Here is a 21866-nt window from a genome sequence, read left to right as displayed (position 1 = left end):
ACGTCACCGTAAGTTACGGGACCGTAGCCCCATGTCAACCGTCCAACGCCGACAGCGCGTCGACCTGCTCGCGCAGCTGGCCGATCTGCAGGCGCAGCTCCTCGCGGCGCTCACGCTCCCGGTCCACGACCTCGGCGGGCGCACGTTCGACGAAGGACGCGTTGCCGAGCTTGCCCTCGACCCGCTGCAACTCCCCCTCGGCCTTGGCCAGCTCGCGGTTGAGCCGGCCGAGCTCCGCCTCGACGTCGATCAGGCCGGCGAGCGCCACCTGCGCGCTCCCGCTGCCGAACACGATCGTCGACGTCCCGGGACGCTCCTCGATCGCGTCGACGAACGTCAGGCCCGACAGCCCCGCCAGCCAGCGGACCAGGACCTCCTGCGACTCCAGCAGCTCGCGCTGCCCGCTGGCGATCGTGATCCCGAACCTCGCCGAGGGCACGATGCCGTTCTGCGAGCGGAACTTGCGCACCTCGGACACCAGGTCCTGCACCACGTCGAAGTCGTGCTCGGCCTCGGGGTCGTGGCTGTCGCGCGCCGACGGCCACGACGCGACCATCAGCGAGTCCGTCCCACCCTCGGCTCCCGTCAGCACCCGCCACAGCGCTTCGGTGACGAAGGGCATGACGGGCGCGAGCAACCGGAGCAGGTCGTCGAGGACCACGGCCAGGACCCGTCGGGCCACGTCGGCGGCCGCCGCGTCGTCACCGGACAGGCGCACCTTGATGGCCTCGAGGTACCAGTCGGCGAGCTCGTCCCAGGCGAAGTGGTACAGCGAGCGGCTGACGACGGGCCAGTCGTAGGCGTCGTATCCGGCATCGGCTTCCGCGCGCACCGACGCCAGCCGCGACAGGATCCAGCGGTCCTCGAGGGTCAGGTCATCGGCCGGCGGCAGCGCACCGGGACGGGTCCCCTCCAGCCGTTGCAAGGCGAACGAGCCCACGTTCCACAGCTTGTTGGCGAACCGCTTGGCACCCTCGACCCACTCCTCGGCCAGCGGCACGTCCGCACCCGGCCCCGCGGAGCGCAGCAGCGCGAAGCGGGTCGCATCCGCGCCGTAGCGGTCGATGAGGAGCAGCGGATCCATCACGTTGCCGAACGACTTCGACATCTTCTTGCCGAACTCGTCGCGGACCAGGCCGTGGTTGTGCACCACCCGGAAGGGGACCTCGTCGTGCAGCCACAGGCTGATCATCACCATCCGACTGACCCAGAAGGTGTTGATGTCGTAGCCCGTGACCAGCACCGAGGTCGGGAACCAGGTGTCGAGCTCCGGCGTCGAGGTGTCCGGGCCCTCCCATCCCAGCGTCGTGAAGGGCCACAGCTGTGAGCTGAACCAGGTGTCGAGGACGTCGGCGTCCTGCACCCAGCCGTTCCGGTCGAGGTCGGTCCGCGACACCTCGATCTCGCCGTCGGGGCCATACCAGGCCGGGATGCGGTGACCCCACCAGATCTGACGCGAGATGCACCAGTCATGCAGGTTGTCGAGCCACTCGAGGAACGGCTTGGCGCGGCTCTCGGGCACGAACGCGATGCGACCGTCCCGGATCGCCTGCGCCGCCTTGTCCGCCAGCGGCCGCACCGACACGAACCACTGGTCCGACAGGCGCGGCTCGACCGGGGTCTTGCACCGTTCGCAGCGGCCGACCGCGTGGGTGTGGTCCTCGACGCCGACGAGCAGGCCGAGGTCGTCGAGGGCCGACTTCACCTCGCGGCGCGCCTCGAAGCGGTCCATGCCGGCGAACCGGTCCCCCACCACGTCGGTGAGTCGCGCGTCGTCGTCCATGATGTCGATCATCGGCAGGTCGTGACGTTGCGCGATCGCGTAGTCGTTGGGGTCGTGGGCCGGGGTGATCTTGACCGCGCCGGAGCCGAACTCGGGGTCGACGTAGTCGTCGGCGACGATGGGGAAGGTGCGGTCCTGGAACGGGTGGCGGACCTCGCGGCCGACGAGGCCGGCGTAGCGCTCGTCCTCGGGATGGACCGCGATGGCGGTGTCGCCGAGCATCGTCTCGGCGCGGGTCGTCGCCACCTCGATGGCGTCAGGACCGTCGCCGGCGCCCTCGGTGTCCACCAGCGGGTAGCGGAAGGTGGCCAGCTCGCCGGTCGTGTCCTCGTGTTCGACCTCGATGTCGGACAGGGCGGTCCGGCACCTCGGACACCAGTTGATGAGGCGGTTGCCGCGGTAGATCAGGCCCTGCTCGTACAGCGAGACGAACACCTCGCGCACCGCCCGTGAGCGCGCCTCGTCGAAGGTGAACGCCTCGCGTTCCCAGTCGCACGACGCCCCCAGCCTGCGCAGCTGCTGCAGGATGACGCCGCCGGATTCCTCGCGCCAGCGCCAGGTGCGCTCGAGAAAGGCTTCGCGTCCCAGTTCGTGGCGGTCGGTGCCCTCGTCCGCGAGCTGCTTCTCCACCACGTTCTGGGTCGCGATCCCGGCGTGGTCGGTGCCCGGGATCCAGACCGCGTTCTTGCCCTGCATGCGGGCCCGCCGGACCAGGACGTCTTGGATGGCGTTGTCCAGCGCGTGCCCGATGTGCAGGGAGCCGGTCACGTTCGGTGGCGGGATCACGATCGCGTACGGCTCGCCGGGCGCGTCCGGCTCCGCGTGGAACAGCCCCGCCGCGATCCAGTCGGCGTACAACGCGGGCTCCACGGCGGCGGGGTCGTAGGCCTTGGACAACTCGGTCACGGCGGCTGGCTTTCGGCAGGCTCGAACGTCGGCGTCCCGCGCGATGCGCGGCATCGGTCGAGCGTAGCGATGGCCGCCAGCCCACCCGAGCCGATCCCGGTCGATGCGCGCACCGCCGGACTCGCGGGCCCGGGCCCCGTGCGTCAGCCCTGGGCGCGCGACCCCCGCCAGACCGGTGCCCGCCAGGCCGGGACGTCCTCCGCCCACACCCGCGGCGCCACCGACCCGTCGGCGGGGACGACCAGCAGGCGCCGGGCGGTGTCGACCAGCAGGAGCCAGTCGCCGTCGGGCGAGCGCACCGACGCCTGGATCGCATACGACTCCGGCGCCCGGGTACGCCACAGCTCACGCCCCGACGCGCCGTTCCTCACCACGAGCTGACCGTCCAGGCGCTCGACCTCGATGGCGTCACGCTCGCCGGCCGGAAGCGGGTCGTGGTCTTCGTCGTCCGCGGTCTCGGTCGCCGCGCCCGTCACGAGGTCGACCCGCACCAGGCGCCGACCGCCGTCCCAACGGCGGACGACGACGGCGTCCTCGGCGAAGCCGTCGATCTCGACGCTGCCCGTGCCGCACCACGGTTCGTCGACGCCACCGTCCGGCCGCGCCACGTGGACGCACGTCCCGGTGTCCTTCCAGGCGGTCCAGGCCACCTCCGTCGGCGGGGTCGGCGACGGGACGTCGGCGACGCGTTCCAGGGCCGGTGGGCGCTGAACCCCGAAGACGAGGACCAGTGCGACCGTGACCACGACGACGGAGGCGGCGAGCAGCAGCAGTCGCCGGCTGCGCGTGTCCACCCTGGCGAGGTCGGCACCCGATCCGGTCATCGCCGCACCTCCGCGAGGTCGGCCCCGTCGTCGATGTGCCGTCGTGCCCGGCCGAGCCCGACGGACAGCAACACCAGCAGCATCCCGACCAGCAGCAGCAGCGCCGGGGCGCCGATCGTGTCCCCGAACCATTCGAACACCAGCCTCGGCATGGTGAAGAACAGCCCGAGGGCGCCGACGACGAGGTGATGCAGTTCCTCACGATGCACGGCGAGTGCGACGAGCGCCGTGGCGGCGAGCGTGCCGAACAGCAGGGTCGCCGAGGGGAGGGTCGCAAAGGTCGACTGGCACGCCATCAGCGCGACGGCGGCCCCGGCCGCCTCGCCGACCCGGCGCGGCGGCAGCCATCCGCCCGCCGCGAGAGCGAACCAGGCGGCACCCAGCCCGATGCCCGCGAGCCCGTACCAGCCACCGTCCACGGGCAGACGGGGCAGTGAGAGCAGGCACCCGAGGAGGCTGGCGACGGACACCAGCAACGTCAGCTGCGGCAGCGGGCGCGGGCGCAGCAGATGGAGCGGGGTCGCCACGGCGACGGCCACCGCGGCGACCAGGACGCCGGCGGAAGCGTTGCGCACATCGAACAAATCGCCGGTCGCGATCGCGGCGGCCCAGGCCGCGGCGGCGACCCCGGCCGCGCCCAGCAGGCTGGCCAACCGTTGGACGGGCTCGCGCGCGACGTCGCGGATCGCGAGGGCCGCGCCGACGAGCACCGCGGCCAGCACCGCGGCGAGGGTGAACCTCGCACCGTCGGTCAGTTGCTGCCACAGCTCGCTGAACAGCAGGACGATGGCGCCCAGCGCCAACGCGGCGCCGACGTACCCGAGCGCCTCGGAGGCGAGTCCGCGGCGTTCCTTCCCCGACATCGGGTTCGTGCCGTCCGCGTCGGACGCTTCGAAGGCGAGAATGGCGGACACCTGCTGCTCGCTGATGAGACCGGCCCGGTGCCAGGCACGCACGCTGGTGTCGAGGTCGGACATTCGGACTCCTCGCTGCACGGGGTCGGGTTCGGCCAGCATCCCTTCCTGCGCCCGCGAGCGGCAGGGGGGTCAGCCCCCAGACGGTGCTGAGGGATCCGCCGCATCCACCACGGTGGCCGGATCCACGTTGCCGCCACAGACCAGCACGCCGACCCGCTCACCGGGTCGCGGGCGGTAGCGGCCCGAGGTCAGCGCGGCGAGTGCGACCGCCCCGCCCGGCTCGGCCGCCAGGCGGGCGGCTGCCCACAGGCGTCGTTGGGCCTGTACGACCTCGGCGTCCGAGACGAGCAGGGCGTCGTCGACCCACGGCTGCGCCGCCCAGGCCAGCGCGCCGAGGCGGCGCGCACCGAGCGACGACGCGGCCAGACCGCCGACCTCGACGTCGACGGGACGACCGGCGGCCCTGGCGGCATGCATCGCCGGCGTGCCGTCGGTCTCCACGCCGACGAGTCGGATCTCGTCGGTCACCCAGGCGGCGGCGCCGGCGATCAGCCCACCACCACCGACCGCCACGAGCAACGTGTCGAGGCCGGGAGCATCCGCCAGCAGCTCCGCCGTGGCGGTGCCCTGCCCTGCGACGACCTCGGGCTGGTCGTAGGCGTGGGCAGACAGCGCGCCGGTGGCCGCGACGTGGGCGTCCGCGGCGGCCAACGCCTCGGCGTAGTAGCCGGGAACGACGTGGACGTCGGCCCCGAGCTCGGCCAGCGGTCGCAGCTTGGCGGGTGGGGACGATTCGGGCACGAAGACGGCGGCGCGGTGGCCGAGCCGACGCGCCGCCCACGCGACCGCGAGCCCGAAGTTGCCCCCCGAGGCGGCGACGACCCCGGCCTCGGGCACGTCGGCGCCGGTCAACAACGACATCGCGCCACGGACCTTGAACGAACCGGTCGGCTGCAAGAGGTCGAGCTTGGCGTGCAGCCGCACCCCGATGCCGAGGGCATCGGGCTCCAGGGTCAGCACCGGCGTCCGTCGCACCGCGCCGGCGATGCGTTCGGCCGCGGCCCCGACGTCCTCGCGCGTGACGGCATCCATGCCACGACGCTACCCGCGCCGGTCGAACGAGCCGCTCAGGCGGAACGTTCCTGGGGCTCTTCGAGCTTGCGCAGCTTGCTGTGCGGCACCAGGGTCGGATTGACCTTCTCGCGGACGGTCTCGGCGGTGATCACGCACCGACTGACGTCCTCGCGCGAGGGCAGCTCGTACATGGTGTTGAGCAGGACTTCCTCGAGGATGGCGCGCAGGCCGCGGGCGCCGGTCTGACGCAGGATCGCCAGGTCGGCGATCTCGCCCAGGGCGTCCTCCTCGAATTCGAGCTCGACCCCGTCGTACTCAAAGAACTTGCGGTACTGCTTGGTCAGGGCATTACGCGGCCCGGTCAGGATGTCGACCAGCGCGTCGCGCTCCAACGGTTCGACCGACGACACGATCGGGAGGCGGCCGATGAACTCGGGGATCAGCCCGTAGCGCACCAGGTCCTCGGGTAGGACGTTGCGCAACAGCTGGGCCAGGTCGTCGCCGCGCGAGGCGGCCACCTCGGCACCGAACCCGACCCCACGACGGCCCTGCCGCTGTTCGACGACCTGCTCGAGGCCGGCGAACGCCCCGCCGCAGATGAACAGGATGTTGGCCGTGTCGATCTGGATGAATTCCTGGTGCGGGTGCTTGCGTCCCCCCTGGGGCGGGACGCTTGCGACGGTCCCCTCGAGGATCTTGAGCAGCGCCTGCTGCACGCCTTCGCCCGACACGTCACGGGTGATCGACGGGTTGTCGGACTTGCGGGCGATCTTGTCGACCTCGTCGATGTAGATGATGCCCGTCTCGGCCTTCTTGACGTCGAAGTCGGCCGCCTGGATCAGCTTGAGCAGGATGTTTTCGACGTCCTCACCGACGTAGCCGGCCTCGGTCAGCGCCGTGGCGTCGGCGATCGCGAACGGGACGTTGAGCAGCTTGGCCAGCGTCTGGGCCAGCAGCGTCTTGCCCGAGCCGGTGGGACCGAGCAGCAGGATGTTGGACTTCTGCAGCTCGACGTCCTCGCCGCCCGCGCTGGCCGAACCGACCTGGATGCGCTTGTAGTGGTTGTAGACGGCGACCGCGAGGGTCTTCTTGGCGGCGTCCTGCCCGACCACGTACTCGTTGAGGAACGAGTAGATCTCCTTGGGCTTGGGCAGCTCGTCGAGTTGGAGGTCGGCCGGCTCGGCGAGCTCCTCCTCGATGATCTCGTTGCACAGGTCGATGCACTCGTCACAGATGTAGACGCTCGGTCCGGCGATGAGCTTCTTGACCTGCTTCTGCGACTTGCCGCAGAAGGAGCACTTCAGGAGGGCATCTCCCTCGCCGAACTTCGCCATCGCGGCCCTCCGTGTCTCGAGCGGAACGCGAGCAGATCGCCCGCACCGTCGGCTTCCCCCGACCGGCGCCCACCGCTCGTCGGCGATGGTAACGACCGTCGTCGTCGCGTGCTGTCAGGCCGTGGCGGTACGCACCGGCGGTCGGCTGGCCGCGCACCCGGGTCGACTCAGCGGACGGCGCGTTCCTGGGCCTTCCGGGTCGCGATGATGTCGTCGACGATGCCGTAGTCCTTGGCGGCCTGCGCGTCGAGGATGAAGTCGCGGTCGGTGTCGAGGTTGATCTGCTCGGCGGTCTTGCCGGTCTTCTCGGCCAGGATCTCGTTGAGCAGGTCGCGCATGCGCAGGATCTCGCGCGCCTGGATCTCGATGTCGACCGACTGGCCCTCGGCACCGCCGGAGGGCTGGTGGAGCAGCACGCGGGCGTGGGGCAGCGCGAGCCGCTTGCCCGGCGTTCCAGCGGCGAGCAGCACGGCGGCGGCGGAGGCCGCCTGACCCATGCAGATGGTCTGCACGTCGGGCTTGATGAACTCCATCGTGTCGTAGATGGCGAACAGCGCCGTGATCGATCCGCCCGGGGAGTTGATGTAAAGCGCGATGTCCTTCTCCGGGTCCTCGGACTCGAGGTGCAGCAGCTGGGCCATGATGACGTTGGCGATCTCGTCGTTGACCGGCGTGCCGAGGAAGATGATCCGCTGCTGCAGCAGGCGCGAGTAGATGTCGAACGCGCGCTCGCCGCGGTTGGTCTGCTCGATGACGGTCGGGACCAGGTAGTTGGTCGGCGACGGCGTCGCTTGGATGAAGTCCACCGCGGTTCCTCTCGCTACGTCGGCCGCCTCGCGGACGAGGTTGGGCGGGTCCGCCCCCGTGGGGCGATGCTGGCCGGCGACTGTACCCGTGCGGTCCGGGGCTTCCGCGGGGTTGCGTCCGTGTGCCTCATGGGGATCCGGCCGCGGTCGCGACGTGGCCGCTGCCCCGGCCGATCGGACGAGCGGCGCACCGTGCCCGACCGCGGGGCCCCTACCGTCGCGGTGGAGGACCGACCCGTTTCTTCTGCCTGCCCATCTTCAGGAGCATCCGTGCGACTTCGACAAGCAACCGCCGCGGCCGCCGCCGCGGTGCTGCTCGCCGCCTGCGGCGGCGCCGCCGACGAGAGCGATCCCGAGGCGGCTCCCGGGACCGACGAGGACGCGACGACCGCCGATCCCTCACCGGACGACCCGGCCGCACAACCCGATCTGCCCGACCCCGAGGAGTTCATCACCGACGGCGAGTTCCGGGGACAGGGCGTCGTGCTCCCCCTCCCCGACGGCTGGAGCGTCGACGAGATCGCGTTGCTGCAGGGGCTGGTGGTGGCCGTCTCGGACGACGACGCGAGCCAGCAGCTCGCAGCGCAGGCCGTCGACGCCAGCGCCCTGAGCGAGCAGGAGGAGGTCGAGTTCGACGACCTGCTCGAGATGCAGCGCACGCAGTTCGAACAGCTCGACGCCGACATCGCGCCGACCGTCGACGAGGCGATCGAGATCGAGGGCGCCGAGCAGGCCCACCGCCTGCGGTTCGAGGACGTCGCCCTGCCCGACCAGCCCGAGTTCTGGCTCGACCTGATCCTCGCCGACAACGGCGACGGCCGGATCGCGCTGTTCAACTACGCCGCACCGAGCGACAGCTTCGACGAGTCGATCGCCGACCTGATGCTCGAGGGTGCCGGGATCGATCCCGACAGCGAGCCGCCCGCGCCACAGCCGATGATGCCCGAGGAGGGCCTCGGCGAGGAACCGACCGGCGACGAGCCGGCCGGACCCGACACCGATGGGGGCGAGGGCGACGACGGCTGACCGCGACCCGCGAAACGACGACGGGCGCCCGCCGAGATGGCGGGCGCCCGTCGTGTTGCGTGGAGGTCAGTCCTCGGTCGGCTCGGCGTCGGCTCCAGCGTCCGCCTCGGCGTCGACGTCTGCTGCGGCGGCGTCCGCTTCGGCGGCGGCCGGGTCGTCGAGCAGCCCCAGCTCGATCAGCACCTCATCGGACGGACCACCGTCGATGTCGGCGGCGGCGACGATGTGGTCGATGGTCTTGCGCCGCAGGATGTCGCCGACCAGCGCCGGCAGGCTGCCCTGCTGTTGGATGACCTGGGCGATCTCCTGCGGGGAGACGCCGTTGGACTGGGCGTGCCGCACGATCTCCTGGTCGATGTCACCGGGCTGCAGGTCGAGGTCGAGGCGGCTCGCGAGCGCGTCGAGGACCAGCTGGGCCTTGACGGTCTCCTCCGCCTGCGTCTGGGCGTTGGCCTCGAACTCCTCGCGTGAGCTGCCCTCCATCGCGAACAGCTGGTCGACCTCGATGCCAAACCGTTCGGCCTGGTGTTCGAGCTGGTGGATCCGCCCCTGCTTGTCGGCCTCGACCATCGAGGGCGGCAGCGGCACGTCCACGCGGGCGAGGTAGGCCTCGAGGATGCGGCCGCGCAGCTCGTGCTGCGCCTCCTCGACCTTGCGGCGCAGCAGCGAGTTGCGCAGGTCCTGCTTCAGCTCGTCGAGGGTGTCGAAGCCCGAGGCCGTCTGGGCGAAGTCGTCGTCGAGCTCCGGCAGGGTCTTCTCGCGCACGTCCTTGACGGTGACGAAGAACGTGGCCTGCTCGCCGCCGTGCTCGGGGAACTCCTCGGGCAGCGCGTCCTCGTAGGAGAACTCGTCGCCGGCGCTCTTGCCGATCAATTCGTCGTCGAGCTTGGGGGTGACGCCCTGCGACCCGATCTCGTAGAGCGCGTCCTCGACCCGGCCGGACTCGAGGTCGGTCCCGTCGACCTCGACCCGCAGGTCCAGGGTCACCATGTCGCCCGAGGCGGCGGCACGCTCGACCTCGTCGACCTCGGCGAAGCGCTCGCGCAGCTGCTCGAGCTGGGTGGCGACGTCCTCGTCCTCGACGTCCCACTCGGGGAAGCTGACGTTGATGCCGTCGGGCTCGGGGGCGTCGAAGCTCGGGCGCACCTCGATCGTGGCGGTGAACGTGCATCCCTCGGTCTCGTCGAAGTGCTCGACGTCGACCTCGGGCTGGCTGACCGCGTCGATCTCCTCGGTGCGCAGCGCCTCGACGTAGTAGTCCGACAGCGCGCCCTCCATCGCGGTCTGGGCGATGACGCCCTCGCCGAAGCGCTGCTCGATCAGGCGGCGCGGCGCCTTGCCCGGCCTGAAGCCGGGCAGGTTGACCTGCTTGGCGAGCTCACGGGCGGCGCGGTCGAACGCCTGCTTCACGCGCTTCGGCTCGACCTCGACGGTCAGCTTGACCTTCACGGGGTCGAGGGTTTCGACGGACGTCTTCACGATGGGTGGCTTTCGTCTGCATTCGGGCCGACGACACCGGGGCGCTCGTGCTTCGAGCGCCGCCGACGTCCTGTGCGGCGCGGTCGGGATCCCCGTGCCTGGCAACGTGGTGCGGGAGCCGGCGGTGCCTCGTTGGACGAGCAGGCACCGCGGCAGGCGGGTGCGCCGGCCGCGACCGGTCGGGACCCGAATGGTTCCATCTGGAGCGCGAACTGTCCATTCCACTCCGGCGGCAGCGTGCTGCCACGTCGCCGGTCGGCGGTAGGCTCCGCGCGCCACGGGGTGTGGCGCAGCTTGGTAGCGCGCCTGCTTTGGGAGCAGGAGGCCGTCGGTTCGAATCCGGCCACCCCGACCACGAGGCCGAAGGACGTCGTGCGCACGAGGTCCGGTCGCTCGCACACGGGCCGCCCGGCACCCTACGCGCGAGCTTGGGGGAATCATCGGCGAGGACGAGCGGGCAGGGCCGGTTCGGGGTGGCATGGTGGCTGGCCGCGCACGCCGGCCACTCGTCGTGCTGTTTCTCGCCTCGATGGTGTTCACGATCGGCGACGGCAGCATCCAGATCCTGATCGCTCCACACCTGCAGGGGCAGGGCATCACCACCACCAGGATCGGCCCGATCGTCGCCGCCTACAGCGTCGGCGCGTTGTTCTTCCGCTTCGTCACCGGCGCGGTGTATCGCGCCGACCGGATCCGCTACCTGGTGCCAGGGGGCTGCCTACTCCAGTCGCTGTCATTCGTCGTCCTTGCGAACAGCTCGTCCGCCGGGGTGCTCGCCGCCGCGACGGCCACTAACGGCATCGGCTTCGCGATCGCGTCGACCGGCGGCCTGGCCGCCGTGATGGAACTTCGACCTGCCAGCGACGCTGGTGTGCTGATGGGGTGGTACACGGGCTGCATCGGCGCGGGGTACGCCATATCGAGCTTTCTCGGGGGCTTCGCCGGCGACACGCTCGGCATCCCCCGCGCCATTTCCGTCCTGGCGGTCCTGCCGGTCGTGGCGGCCGCCGGCCTGGCGGCAGCGGCCTGGCACATCACTGACGACGTGCACGACACACCCCCGGCCGCTGCGGCCCCTCGCCGTCCCCGAGGAGTCCGGGCGCTCGGCCGCCTGAGCCCGTTCGTACTGCTCGCGTTCTTCTGCGCGCTCCACATCAACCTCCTCAGTGGCGTGTTGCATGCGTACTTCCCGCTGTACGGACTTGCGATCGGGCTCAGCCTCACGCAGGTCGGCTCGTTGTCGGGGACGAGCTCGGCCGTCAGTTCGGCGCTCCGGTTCGCGACACCCGCCCTCTTCAGGCGTGTGCCGTACCGTCGGTTGTTGCCCTGGATGGTGCTGCTCGGGGGGCTGGCAACGGCGGCCCTGACGATCTCGCGACTGTTCGCCGTCCTGGCCGCGGCATGGATTGGCATCGGTGCGAGTCGGGCCATCCTGCGCGTAGCGTCAGCCGCCCTGGTCATGGACGCGTCGGCCGGTGCACAGAGGCGGCGCGGAGCCGCGTCCGGCGTCTACATGTCCGGTCTCGACATCGGCAAGATCGTCGGCCCGGTCCTGGGGGGGTTCTCGGTGGACGCGTTCGGCTACGAGGCGACCTTCCTGCTCGCCGGGCTCGGCATACCGATCGTGTTCTTCGCCTACTACGGCTGGTTGAAGGCCCGCGGGACCCCCGCGACCGCCTGAGTTCAGCGGTACTGGCACACCACGTCGACGAGGGCGGGAAGCCCGGTCTCGGTCACGTATTCCGCGGCTCGTCGTACGGCCTCCTGGACCTGGTCGGGATCGTCGATCGGTCCCTCGGCGTGCCAACCGAATGCCTTCGCAATGGCGGCGAAATCTGGTGCCGGGTTGTCGATCTCCATGCCCAGGTAGGCCAGGTCGAGGTCGGTCCCGCGCGCACGAGCCATCCGTTCCTGGTGCTCCCAGTCGTTGTAGTACGCGCGGTTGTTGAACATCACGACCAGCATCGGCAGCTTGTAGTAAGAGGCGACCCAGAGGGCGCCCGGGTCGAACATGAGGTCGCCGTCCGGTTGGAGGTCGACGACCAATCTCCCGGACCCCTTGTGCGCGAGCGCGACCCCGAGCGACATCGAGATCTGCGTCGCGGTGCCGAGTTCCCGCCCGGGGTGGCGGTACGGCTCGTCGAAGTCCCAGATCCGGAGCGCCCAGTTCTTCACCGTGCCGGCGGTGAGAACCCAGTCGTAGTCCTTGATGACCTCCCACACCTCCGAGGTGAACCTGGGCGTGCTGACCGGAGAGGCGTCCCAGTTCGCCGCCGCCGTCGCTCGCCAGCCCTCCCACAGTTCATCGTGGATCCGTCCGAGTTCCTGTCGGCGCGCCTCGCGGGCGTCTCGTCGCTCCGGTTCCGCCGCCTCCAGTTCGCGACAGAGCGCCAGCAACTGGGGTAGTGCAACGACCGTGTCCGCCGTCACCTGCACGTCGGTGGCGTGAAGTTGGGCGAAGTCGTGCAGCCAGGCGGACAGCTCGATGTCGTGGAACCCGAGGTCGAGGATCTTTGCATCCTCGGGAATCTGCGACGTCACGCGCCGCGTGGTCTTGTCGAGCTCCTGCGTCGGCTTTCCCATGTCCTTGACGTCGACGAAGAAGACGACGTCGGCTGACGAGAGCGCGTCGGACTCGGTGATGTTCAACGGGTGCCGATTGGGGAAGTTGAGGCGCCAGTTGGTGTCGATGACCCCGATCCCGAGCAGCTCCGCGAGTTCGACGAGCTGGTGGAACGCGTCGGGATCACGGCCGGCGTAGCCCGTCACCATGATCGGGCGTTCTGCCGCAACCAGCACCTCGGCCAGCTCCCGCAAGGCAGCGGGATCGGGGCCGATCCGGGACGGGACCTTGTAACGCGTGACGTCCAGGGGCTCGATGTCCTCCTCGAGTCGGTCCTCCTGGAGACCGGCGTCGAGGGTCAGGTACACCGGCCCGGCGGGCTCGCTGACCGCGACGCGGTAGCCGCGAGCGACGGTCTCGTGGACGGAATGGATGCTCGTCGGTTGCTCGTCCCACTTCGTGTAGTCGCGGACCACGTTGCCTTGGACGTTCGCCGTGTGGATCCAGTCGATGTTGGGCCGGCGGCGCTCGTACGCCATGGGTCCCGTACCGCCGAAGACGATGACGGGCACGCGGTCGACGTACGCGTAGTAGATGCCCATGGTTCCTTGGAGCAGGCCGACCACGTTGTGGAGGATGACCGCCATGGGTTCGCCGGACGCCTTGGCATATCCGTGCGCGAGACTCACGGCGATCTTCTCGTGGGGACATTCGATGAGTTCGGGCGAGTTTCCGCCGTAGTTGACGATCGAGTCGTGCAAGCCGCGGAAGGTCGCGCCCGGGTTCATGGCGGCGTACTTCAGGCCGTAGGCCTGCATGGCGTCGACCATCACGTCGGACCCGTACTCGCGGGGGTACTTCTTGGAGCCGCTTTCGCCTTCGCCCATGTCGACCACTCCCTCGGCACGCACGAGTGACGATCGGGGATCCCGCAGGTGCCGACGGCGCGATCCCCGAGCTACGCAAGCACGAACGAGCGATAAGGTCAAACCATTAGCCCGGCGGCTGCGCCCACACCCAGCGATGACGCGCATGCAATGGGGCTCCAGCGTGCCGAGAGGGTGTGGCAGGCATGGAGGACACGGTCCTCCGACACGATGCGTCCCGACGCGGACAGGCCCCATCGATCAGCGTGCCGCCGGTGCCGGAGAGGGCCACCCGTACGGAGACCTCACGCGCTCGGTTGCCCCTGACGCAGCTGAATGGGGGCTCACCGCCGGCGCGAGCCCTCCTGCTTGGTCACGTGCTTGTCGATCTGCCGGAAGAGGTCGTCTCGCACCTCGGCAATGGCGTCATCGAGTCGAGCCTCGGCCGATGTCGCCACCAGTTTCGGCAGGCCGCTGATCCAGCACTCGAGGACCACCCGTTGCTGGTCGGTGTCGCGCCCCTTTGCCGAGATCTCGAGTTCGACCTGCTGGGGGTCCCACCGCTTAAACCGGCGATCGAGCTTGCCGGACAGGATGTCCACGAGTCGGCCGCGATCCTCGGACGTGAACTCGGGCACGATGCGAAGCCGGTCGGCAACGGTGGTCATGGATTTCCTCACGGGTTCGGCGCATGTTGGCCCGGCCGACCATAGAAGGCCGTGGTCACCCGCGGCGGTGTCCACTGCCGCCACCCGCCGGCATCCGGACACGCCCGTCGTGTTCGCTACCCTCCCGGACGCCTCGCGGGTGTAGCTCAATGGCTAGAGCTCCAGTCTTCCAAACTGGTGATGAGGGTTCGATTCCCTTCACCCGCTCCACGACACCTCGTCGCCGCGAGTTCGCTCAGGGTTTGTAGACCTGGGTGAACCATTCGGTCGGAACCTCCCGTCCGCCCCCGGCCGCACAGACCGCCTCGTAGACCGCATGTGCGACGGCGGTGAACTGGATGCCCAGTCCCGAGCTCGCGCCGGTGCCGCCACCCGTGAACAGGGTGAGTTGCTCAGGCGCCGTCCGCCCCGCCCGACCGGTGACGACGTCACCGAGTTCGACCATCTTGGCGCGAATGTGCTCGGCCGGTCGTTTTCGGTTCGCCGCCTCGACGGGTGCGTGTCCGGTCGCGTAGTGGAAGGTGGCTTCCTCCCGGCTGCGCACGCCGATGACATCGGCGCGTTCGAGCGTGGCGTCATCGAGTTCACCTCCCTGGACGGAGCCCACATGCTGCCCCGGTTGAAGCCAGGTCGCATCGATCACCGGATCGTGGGAGTTGGTGGCCAGAGCGACGATGTCAGCCCCCTCCACCGCGTCTCGGGCGGAACGAACCGGCCGCACCTCCACGCCCAACCGCGCCGTGAACTCCTCACAGAACGAGCGACAGCGGGTCTCGTTCGGGCTGTAGACGCGGTAGTCGGTGATGTCGCCTCGTTCGTGGAGGCCGAGCAGTTGTGCCCCCGCTTGCCAACCCGTACCGATCAGGCCCACTCGGCGCGCGCGGGGAGCAGCGAGGTGGCGCGCCGCGAGCGCGCTCGTGGCACCCACACGCATCCGTTGGAGGTAACCGTCCTGGATGATGGCCAACGGAACGAGCGTGGCGATGTCGAACAGCAACACCATCCCGACGTAACGGCCGCCCGGCGCCGCAGGGATCTTCGTCCTGCGTCGACGGCCGCCGCGCTCGAACTCATGCGTGAGGTCCGACGAGAGCCGGATGGCGTGCACGCCCAGGTCGGCAATCGCCCCATCCATGGACTTGAAGAGATAGTGATGTCCGTCGCCCAGGTCGGTGTAGGTGTGCGACCTCGGCCGATTGACCGCGCCACCGCTGGCGTAGGCACGGAACGCCGTGTCGAGGGCCTCGATGCATGCACCCATGCCGAGCACCTGTTCCACGGCGTCGTTGTCGATGATGAGGGTCACGTCGCCTGCCCACCTTCTCGATGGTATAACCATTGACCATATCGTCTCGGAGAAGCCGCATGCCTGGTATGGCCCGAAAGGTGGGCAATCTGCGCATTCTCGTGGCCTTTCTCGGCATCGGCGCCACCACGTTCGGCGGCATGTGGGCGGCAACACACAAGCTCGAAGCCGACCTCGTAACCCATCGTCAATGGCTCACCCGTGACGAACTCCAAGGTTTGCTGGTCGTCTCGACCCTCATTCCCGCCCCGAAGTTCCTCTCGCTGGGCGGACTCGTCGGCTTCAAGATGCATGGTTGGTCCGGCGCCGCCAGCGCGATCGTCGGCCTCATCGCTCCGGGAGCCTCGATGGTCGTGGCGGGCGCCGCACTGGTGCGGCCGGAGTTGCTGGAAGGTGCTCTGGCACCGCTGAACACCGCGGTCGGCACGGCGATAGTGGGGCTGCTGTTCGGCAACGCGTATCACCAACTTCGAAGTGGACGCCTGCCGAAGCGGCAACGCACCGTCGGCGTGGCCCTGAGCATCGTCATTTTCGGCACCATCGTGGCTGGGGTGCCGCTGATCGTCGCGGCGTTCGTCGGATTCGGCGTCGGCGCCGCATTCATACGCCCCGCGGCAGCGAGCAGTGAGCCCGTGGAGCGTTCCGATGACGGCTAGCGTGCCCCTGTTCGAGATCTTCTTCTTCGTCGCGCTGTCGAGCCTGTTCTCGTTCGGAGGCGGCAACGGCCAGATTCCCGTGGTGCAGGCGCAGTGGGTGGAGTCAGGCCTGCTCAGCCCCGGCGGATTCTCCATGGCGCTGGCGTTCAGTCACCTCACGCCGGGCCCGAAGGCCGGGTTCATCGCCGGCGTGGGGTATTACCTCGCCGGAGTCCCTGGGGCCATCATCGCCGTCGCCGGATTGGCTCTGCCAACCTGCCTCGGAGCGGCCGGGGTGAGCTACGCGGCCGCGCGACTGCAACGACTGGTCCGACTCGTCACACCGTCCTCGGGATTCGTGCTCGCCGCCCTCATCGCCGCCGCCGCGTGGGGAACGGCCAAGCCGATGCGACTCGGGATCGCCGAAGTGTCGGCCGTGATCGTCATCGCCGCGTTGGTGGCGTGGCGCAACGCCAGCCCGGTCCTGCTCGTCCTCGGAGCCGTGCTCGTGGGGGGCCTTTGGTCAGGGGTCCAGCTACTCATCGGCTGACCTGAGCCGCAGAGAGCCGGGGCGGACGGTTCGCAGCGCCCAGAGGGCACCAGCGGCCGGCTGCACGCCGGCGTGCCGAGTGGTAGATTGAGAAAATCTTCACGAGCGCGCACTTCTGCAAGCGCGCCGCCGCGAGCCGCACAACGCTCGCCGGACACACCTTCTCCCGTAAAGGCGTCTCTGCATGACCACGTCCGTCAAACGTACGTTCGCTCCGCACGGCCGCCGTGAGATCCGTCCCCTGCAGCTGCCGCCAATGCCCACGGCGCCGGAAGCGCATGAGGCGCCGGCCGAGACCCCCCGCCACCGCGGGCTCGCGGCACTGGCCGACGCGCAGTCGCTCCGTCTCCACGATCGGTTCGTGCTGTTCTTGCGATGAATCCGCCCGAGCATGCGGATGGCGCCGGTGGACCGTGTCCACCGGCGCCATCATGACGCGGGCCTGTGGCGTTCAGACGCCGGCCGGCACCGACTGCTGCTGTTGGGCGGCCGTGTACTCGGGAGCATCCTCGAGGTAGGCGACCTGGTCGTACCCGAGGTAGCGGAACAGTCGGTTCTGCACCGAGAGCAAGCTCACGGGCGTGCCGTCGGCAGCGAAGTGCTGGTGGATGGTGTTCTGCGGGATGTAGACGGTGTCGCCAGCCGTGAACTCGTGGCGCGTCGGCACCTTGGCGATACGTGCGTAGTACTTGTCGGCGATCTCGGCCTCGACCTCCCAGTGCAGGCTGTAGCCACTGCCCTCCTGGATGTAGATCACCTCGTCGGCCATGTGCCAGTGCTTCGCCGAGCGGCTGCCGGCGGCGATCTCCTGCTGATAGACGTCGACGCTGTGGCAGCGGACGTCCATGCCCGGCTCGGAGAGCTTGCGAACGCGCCCGTCGCGCGTCGTCTCCCACTTGGTGTGCTCTGGCTTGACCACCTTGTTGAGGTCCAGCACGCCAGGGGTCCAGATCTGCGACCACTCCTCGCGAGGACCGAAGCGGTCCTCATCGGGCACCGGCGCGGGGTCGGGGGCGCCCTTCGGCCCGCTCTTCGCCTGCTGGATCAGCCCCATGAACATCCAGGTGGACTTCGCCTTCATGACCAGGGCGACAGCCTTCTCGTCGCTGTCGTTGAAGTGGCGATGGACCGAGTCGGTGTGGACGACGACGAGGTCGTCCTTTTCCCACCGGTACTGCTTGCCATCGTGTTCCTCGTATCCCTTACCTTCGAGGATGTAGAACACGGCTTCGTTCTGGTGGCCGTGACCGTGATTGGAGGAGTGCGGAGGCAGTTCGACGAAGTGCACCTGGATCGTCTGGGTCAGAAATTCCTCGTCCCCCGGGCCGATCCTCCACCAGGTCCGCGAGTCGGCCGAATCACCCGAGTGGCCCACACTGGCGTCGTCGACGACGACCGTGTCGTTGCGTACGCGCTCGTTGTCGAGCTGTTCCCGGCGGAATTCGCCGAGACCGTACTTCTCGGAAACGAGACCGCGGACAAACGTCCGACCCTTCTTACCCATGACGACACTCCCTTGCTCGACTGCCTTGCTCGGCTGCGTGCTCATGGCAAGCTACCATAATGTCGGACCATTTGACCAGAGGGCTGGGGCTGATGAGTGCACCGGTGACGACCGAACTGTTCACGAAGGTGTCGACGGGGCGTGCCTCGGCGGACGTGGTCGCACAGATCCATGCCGCCCTGCAGTCGGGGCAGTTGAGCCCGGGTGACCGGCTACCCCCGGAGCGCGAACTCGCCGCCCAGCTGGGCGTCAGCCGGGTGACGGTGCGAGACGCCTTACGGGTGCTGGAAGCCAACGGCCTGGTGGCGATCCGGGTCGGAGCGCACGGAGGCGCCTTCGTCACCGCCCCCGAACCCGACCACGTCAGCGAGGGACTCGCCAACCTGCTCATGATGTCGCAGGTCTCCCCTGCCGACATCACCGAAGCGCGGATGGTGTTCGAACTCGGTGCGTTGAAGCTCGTGTGCGAGCGCGCCACAAGCGACGACCTGGCGGCACTCACGGAGATCTGCGACCGGTCGGAGCACGCCCTACGCCAAGGCACGTTCGACGTCGCACTCTCCGCGGAGTTTCACATCCGCTTGGCGCAGAGCAGTCACAATGTCGCCATCAGCCTGGTGACCGAGGCCTTCCAGGAACCGATGCTGCGCTCGCTGGTCAAGGCGAAGGCGATCGATCCGCACATGGGCGACCCGGGTGTCCACGAGCACCGACGCCTCGTGGCGGCGATCGCCGACGGTGACGTTCGCGGCGCCAAACGCGTCATGCGCCAGCACCTCGGCCGAACGGCGCAACGAATCCGGAGTGAGAAACCGGCACGACGCACCCCCCGGGCTGACGGGATGGGGTGAGGCAGGGTCGGATCGCGAACAAGTAGTGTGTCGGAAACGCCACCGGAGCATCACTGTGTCCGTGTCCTCCTTTCTCACGCCCGTCACGGGCGGCCGCATGTCGGGTCAGATCGTCAACCAGATCTCCGACCTGATTCGAAAGGGGCAACTGCGTCCGGGTGACCGCCTGCCGGCCGAGCGCGAACTGGTCAGCACCTTCGGTGTCAGCCGGGTGACGGTCCGCGACGCCTTGCGCGTGCTCGAGGTCATGGGGCTGGTGGAGATCCGGGTCGGGTCGGCCGGCGGCGCGTTCGTCACGACGCCGACGCCGGACGTGATCGGGGAAACGCTGTCCAACATGCTGGTGATGCGCAGCTTCGAACCGGAGCAGATCGCCGAAGTGCGCCTGGTCATCGAACTCGGGATCTTCGCCCTGGTGGTGGAACGCATCACCGACGAGGACATCGCAGACCTCCGGCAGATGTGCGTGGAGTCGAAGCGCAAGCTGCGGACCGGCGGCTACGACACGCAGCTGTCCATGGCATTCCACAGCCGCCTCGCCGAAGCCGCGCACAATCCCGCCATCAGCATGCTCTCCGAGTCGTTCTCCGGCCCCCTGGCCATGGGTGCCATGCGGTCGAAAGAGGTGCGTAGGAACGCACACAAGAAGACGGTCGAGGAGCACACCGAGATCGTCGACGCACTGGAAGCCGGGGATGCGGACCGGGCGCGACTCACCCTCATCGCGCACCTGCTCCGCGGACGTACCGCTGCGGACGGTACGGAACGGTTGCTCGGCCGCGCCGTCCAGGCCAACCGTTGACCGGTGCTCGATCGCCCTACGCGGAACCGCTCCGAAGCAGCGCCCCTCCGTCCACCAGCAACTCGGCGCCGGTGACGAAACCTGCGGATTCGGAGGCCATGAAGAGGACGGCGCCGGCGATGTCGTCCGGAGTTGCCCCGCGACCGAGTGCATTGTCGCGTTGCCGATCCACCGGTTCCTGATCCTCCCCGACGGGTGAACCCACCTTGTTCGGACTGACGGTGTTCACCCTGACGCCGAACTGGCCCAGTTGCGCGGCACAGGAGCGGGTCAGCGCCATGAGACCGGCCTTTGCGACACCGTAGGCCACGGCATTTCCGCGTCCGACGTGCGCTGAGGTCGACCCGATGTTGACGATGCATCCTCCGCCGCGGGCCTTCATCGCCGCGCCCACGTGTTTGGTGCACAGGTAGGCGCTCGTGAGCGTCACCCTGAGGACGTCGTTCCAGACGTCGAGATCGAGGTCGAGCACCGTGTGTCCGCGGTCGGTTGCCGCCACGTTGTTGACCAGAACGTCGATGCTTCCGAAGGCCGCAAGGCTCGCCTCGACCATGGCGGCCACGGAGTGCTCGTCAGCGACGTCCGTAGGGATGAATCGCGCCGCACCGGCGCGGTGATCGTTCAACTGGCGGGCGAGCTGCGAACCCCGGCTGGAGTCCCGTTCGGCGATCACGACGTTGGCACCGGCGGCCACGAAACGTTCCGCAATTGCCTGACCGACGTTCCGACCGGCACCGGTGACCACGGCGACCTTGCCGTCGAAGGTCGGCCCGCCGCCCGGTGGGGAGACCTTGGATGTGTCCGGATCCGTGGATGACATGCTGTCGGCGCCGCCTACTCATTCGTGGGGATGAGCGAGCACCATTCAGGCGGCAGCACGATGGAGATTTCGGTGTTCGGTGGGATGCTGAGATCGGTGTGGCACCGGGCCTGGAGGTCGACCTTGCCCACCTCGATCTTGTGTTCCACAGAGTCGCCGAGGAACGCGCGAGCAGTCACCTTGCCGGCCCACACCCCCGGTCGCGACTCGACGGGGCGGCCTTCCTCGATCTGCACGTGTTCGGGACGGATGGCGACGGTCACCCTCGCCCCGGGGCCGAGGTCATACTGCGACGTCGCGATGATCTCGCCCTCGTCCGTCTGTACCGTGTAACGCTCGCTGTCGACCCGACGCCCGACGACCCCGTCGAAGAAGTTGGAGCTGCCGATGAAGTCGGCCACGAACTTCGATGCCGGCCGGTTGTAGACGTCGCGTGGCCTGCCGACCTGCTCGATCACTCCCCCATTCATGACCGCGATCACGTTGGACATCGCCAACGCTTCGACCTGGTCGTGTGTGACGTAGATCGCGGTGATGTTGAGATCGCGCTGCAGCCGCTTGAGTTCGAAGCGCATCTCCTCGCGGAGCTTGGCGTCGAGGTTCGACAGCGGCTCGTCGAGTAGCAGCAAGGGTGGCTGCATGACGAGTGCTCGGGCGAGCGCCAGGCGCTGCTGTTGCCCACCGGAGAGGTCGGTTGCCTGCCTTCCCGCGAGGTGATCGAGTTGCACCACGGCGAGAACACGTTCGACCCGTTCAGTCATCTCCGACTTGCCCAGTCGCTTGTTCCGGCTCTCGACGGTCAGCGGGAAGGCGACGTTGTCGTAGACGTTCATGTGGGGCCAGATGGCGTACGACTGGAACACCATGCCGAGGCCGCGCTTGTTCGCCGGCACCTGTACCTGCTTCTCGGAGTCGTAGAAGGTGCGGTCTCCGACGATGATCCTGCCCGAGTCGGGGTCCTCGAGCCCAGCGACGCTGCGCAACGTGGTGGTCTTCCCACAGCCGGACGGACCGAGCAGGGTGTACAGCTGCCCCTCCTCGACCGTTATCGAGACGTTGTCGACCGCGAGCACCCGGTTGGCCTTGTCGCCCTTCGGTCCCGGGTAGGACTTCACCAGGTCGTTGATGGTGAGCATGTTGTCTGGCTCCTTG

19 protein-coding genes and 2 tRNA genes are annotated in these 21866 nt (G+C 68.9%); 8 read left to right on the top strand and 13 right to left on the bottom strand.

Annotated features, from left to right (window positions below; all coding sequences use genetic code 11):
- Positions 1-34 precede the first annotated feature (34 nt).
- The 6 genes from ACERMF_RS14220 to ACERMF_RS14195 form a co-directional block, all read right to left on the bottom strand.
- On the bottom strand, positions 35-2743 hold the full coding sequence (locus ACERMF_RS14220) for a valine--tRNA ligase (protein WP_373669772.1): 2709 nt from the start codon (positions 2741-2743) through the stop codon (positions 35-37).
- 89 nt (positions 2744-2832) lie between these two features.
- Positions 2833-3513, bottom strand: a complete 681-nt coding sequence (locus ACERMF_RS14215) for a hypothetical protein (protein ID WP_373669771.1) — start codon at positions 3511-3513, stop codon at positions 2833-2835.
- The gene (locus ACERMF_RS14210; RefSeq protein ID WP_373669770.1) at positions 3510-4490 is read right to left on the bottom strand and encodes a DUF2157 domain-containing protein; all 981 of its coding nucleotides are present in this window, start codon (positions 4488-4490) and stop codon (positions 3510-3512) included. Before ACERMF_RS14210 ends, ACERMF_RS14215 begins: the two co-directional genes overlap by 4 nt.
- A gap of 69 nt (positions 4491-4559) precedes the next feature.
- On the bottom strand, positions 4560-5522 hold the full coding sequence (locus ACERMF_RS14205; protein ID WP_373669769.1) for a serine/threonine dehydratase: 963 nt from the start codon (positions 5520-5522) through the stop codon (positions 4560-4562).
- Positions 5523-5557: 35 nt separating this feature from the next.
- The gene (gene clpX, locus ACERMF_RS14200) at positions 5558-6838 is read right to left on the bottom strand and encodes an ATP-dependent Clp protease ATP-binding subunit ClpX (protein WP_373669768.1); all 1281 of its coding nucleotides are present in this window, start codon (positions 6836-6838) and stop codon (positions 5558-5560) included.
- Positions 6839-7005: 167 nt separating this feature from the next.
- Entirely contained in the window at positions 7006-7644 is a 639-nt protein-coding gene (locus ACERMF_RS14195) for an ATP-dependent Clp protease proteolytic subunit (protein ID WP_373669767.1), read from the bottom strand.
- Between the two features lie 270 nt (positions 7645-7914).
- Here ACERMF_RS14195 and ACERMF_RS14190 point away from each other — a divergent pair, with 270 nt between their 5' ends.
- The gene (locus ACERMF_RS14190) at positions 7915-8670 is read left to right on the top strand and encodes a hypothetical protein (protein WP_373669766.1); all 756 of its coding nucleotides are present in this window, start codon (positions 7915-7917) and stop codon (positions 8668-8670) included.
- 66 nt (positions 8671-8736) lie between these two features.
- On the opposite strand, the gene tig is transcribed toward ACERMF_RS14190, so the two are convergent.
- Positions 8737-10149 carry a trigger factor gene (tig, locus tag ACERMF_RS14185; RefSeq protein WP_373669765.1) on the bottom strand — a complete coding sequence of 471 codons (1413 nt, stop codon included), beginning with the start codon at positions 10147-10149 and terminating at the stop codon, positions 8737-8739.
- 278 nt (positions 10150-10427) lie between these two features.
- Between tig and ACERMF_RS14180 the strand changes: the two genes are divergently transcribed.
- Positions 10428-10504 (top strand) — tRNA-Pro (locus ACERMF_RS14180).
- Positions 10505-10630: 126 nt separating this feature from the next.
- Positions 10631-11830: an MFS transporter gene (locus ACERMF_RS14175; protein WP_373669764.1), complete on the top strand. Its 1200-nt coding sequence runs from the start codon at positions 10631-10633 to the stop codon at positions 11828-11830.
- Between the two features lie 2 nt (positions 11831-11832).
- Here ACERMF_RS14175 and ACERMF_RS14170 read toward each other — a convergent pair whose 3' ends face one another.
- Positions 11833-13599 (bottom strand): thiamine pyrophosphate-binding protein, encoded by a 1767-nt coding sequence (locus tag ACERMF_RS14170; RefSeq protein ID WP_373669763.1) that lies wholly within the window; start codon positions 13597-13599, stop codon positions 11833-11835.
- A gap of 323 nt (positions 13600-13922) precedes the next feature.
- Positions 13923-14246: an HPF/RaiA family ribosome-associated protein gene (locus ACERMF_RS14165; protein ID WP_373669762.1), complete on the bottom strand. Its 324-nt coding sequence runs from the start codon at positions 14244-14246 to the stop codon at positions 13923-13925.
- Between the two features lie 135 nt (positions 14247-14381).
- Between ACERMF_RS14165 and ACERMF_RS14160 the strand changes: the two genes are divergently transcribed.
- Positions 14382-14456: transfer RNA gene (locus ACERMF_RS14160), tRNA-Gly, on the top strand.
- A 25-nt stretch (positions 14457-14481) separates the two neighbouring features.
- Here the strand turns inward: ACERMF_RS14160 and ACERMF_RS14155 are convergent.
- Positions 14482-15552, bottom strand: a complete 1071-nt coding sequence (locus ACERMF_RS14155) for an ornithine cyclodeaminase family protein (RefSeq protein ID WP_373669761.1) — start codon at positions 15550-15552, stop codon at positions 14482-14484.
- 80 nt (positions 15553-15632) lie between these two features.
- Between ACERMF_RS14155 and ACERMF_RS14150 the strand changes: the two genes are divergently transcribed.
- The gene (locus tag ACERMF_RS14150; RefSeq protein WP_373669760.1) at positions 15633-16208 is read left to right on the top strand and encodes a chromate transporter; all 576 of its coding nucleotides are present in this window, start codon (positions 15633-15635) and stop codon (positions 16206-16208) included.
- Positions 16198-16737 (top strand): chromate transporter, encoded by a 540-nt coding sequence (locus ACERMF_RS14145; protein WP_373669759.1) that lies wholly within the window; start codon positions 16198-16200, stop codon positions 16735-16737. The genes ACERMF_RS14150 and ACERMF_RS14145 overlap by 11 nt, the downstream gene beginning before the upstream one ends.
- Positions 16738-17188: 451 nt before the next feature.
- On the opposite strand, the gene ACERMF_RS14140 is transcribed toward ACERMF_RS14145, so the two are convergent.
- Entirely contained in the window at positions 17189-18241 is a 1053-nt protein-coding gene (locus ACERMF_RS14140) for a cupin domain-containing protein (protein WP_373669758.1), read from the bottom strand.
- 92 nt (positions 18242-18333) lie between these two features.
- On the opposite strand from ACERMF_RS14140, the gene ACERMF_RS14135 reads away from it, so the two are divergent.
- Together ACERMF_RS14135 and ACERMF_RS14130 are read left to right on the top strand one after the other, a co-directional pair.
- Positions 18334-19092 carry a FadR/GntR family transcriptional regulator gene (locus ACERMF_RS14135; protein ID WP_373669757.1) on the top strand — a complete coding sequence of 253 codons (759 nt, stop codon included), beginning with the start codon at positions 18334-18336 and terminating at the stop codon, positions 19090-19092.
- A 55-nt stretch (positions 19093-19147) separates the two neighbouring features.
- The gene (locus ACERMF_RS14130; RefSeq protein ID WP_373669756.1) at positions 19148-19894 is read left to right on the top strand and encodes a FadR/GntR family transcriptional regulator; all 747 of its coding nucleotides are present in this window, start codon (positions 19148-19150) and stop codon (positions 19892-19894) included.
- Between the two features lie 16 nt (positions 19895-19910).
- On the opposite strand, the gene ACERMF_RS14125 is transcribed toward ACERMF_RS14130, so the two are convergent.
- Positions 19911-20639, bottom strand: a complete 729-nt coding sequence (locus ACERMF_RS14125) for an SDR family NAD(P)-dependent oxidoreductase (protein WP_373669755.1) — start codon at positions 20637-20639, stop codon at positions 19911-19913.
- Positions 20640-20728: 89 nt separating this feature from the next.
- Complete coding sequence (locus tag ACERMF_RS14120) at positions 20729-21850, bottom strand: ABC transporter ATP-binding protein (protein ID WP_373669754.1); 1122 nt, start codon at positions 21848-21850, stop codon at positions 20729-20731.
- Positions 21851-21866: the final 16 nt, after the last annotated feature.

The sequence above is a fragment of the Egicoccus sp. AB-alg6-2 genome, from assembly GCF_041821025.1.
Classification (GTDB): domain Bacteria; phylum Actinomycetota; class Nitriliruptoria; order Nitriliruptorales; family Nitriliruptoraceae; genus Egicoccus.
Note: the sequence above shows the minus strand (reverse complement) of the source record. Positions and strands in the feature narration are given on the sequence as shown.

Bases quoted from the DNA above. Each gene is read 5' to 3' on its own strand.
- ACERMF_RS14220 (WP_373669772.1), bottom strand. From the start codon at position 2,743: ATGCCGCGCATCGCGCGGGACGCCGACGTTCGAGCCTGCCGAAAGCCA.
- ACERMF_RS14215 (WP_373669771.1), bottom strand. From the start codon at position 3,513: ATGACCGGATCGGGTGCCGACCTCGCCAGGGTGGACACGCGCAGCCGG.
- ACERMF_RS14210 (WP_373669770.1), bottom strand. From the start codon at position 4,490: ATGTCCGACCTCGACACCAGCGTGCGTGCCTGGCACCGGGCCGGTCTC.
- ACERMF_RS14205 (WP_373669769.1), bottom strand. From the start codon at position 5,522: ATGGATGCCGTCACGCGCGAGGACGTCGGGGCCGCGGCCGAACGCATC.
- clpX (WP_373669768.1), bottom strand. From the start codon at position 6,838: ATGGCGAAGTTCGGCGAGGGAGATGCCCTCCTGAAGTGCTCCTTCTGC.
- ACERMF_RS14170 (WP_373669763.1), bottom strand. From the start codon at position 13,599: ATGGGCGAAGGCGAAAGCGGCTCCAAGAAGTACCCCCGCGAGTACGGG.
- ACERMF_RS14165 (WP_373669762.1), bottom strand. From the start codon at position 14,246: ATGACCACCGTTGCCGACCGGCTTCGCATCGTGCCCGAGTTCACGTCC.
- ACERMF_RS14145 (WP_373669759.1), top strand. From the start codon at position 16,198: ATGACGGCTAGCGTGCCCCTGTTCGAGATCTTCTTCTTCGTCGCGCTG.
- ACERMF_RS14140 (WP_373669758.1), bottom strand. From the start codon at position 18,241: ATGGGTAAGAAGGGTCGGACGTTTGTCCGCGGTCTCGTTTCCGAGAAG.
- ACERMF_RS14135 (WP_373669757.1), top strand. From the start codon at position 18,334: ATGAGTGCACCGGTGACGACCGAACTGTTCACGAAGGTGTCGACGGGG.
- ACERMF_RS14120 (WP_373669754.1), bottom strand. From the start codon at position 21,850: ATGCTCACCATCAACGACCTGGTGAAGTCCTACCCGGGACCGAAGGGC.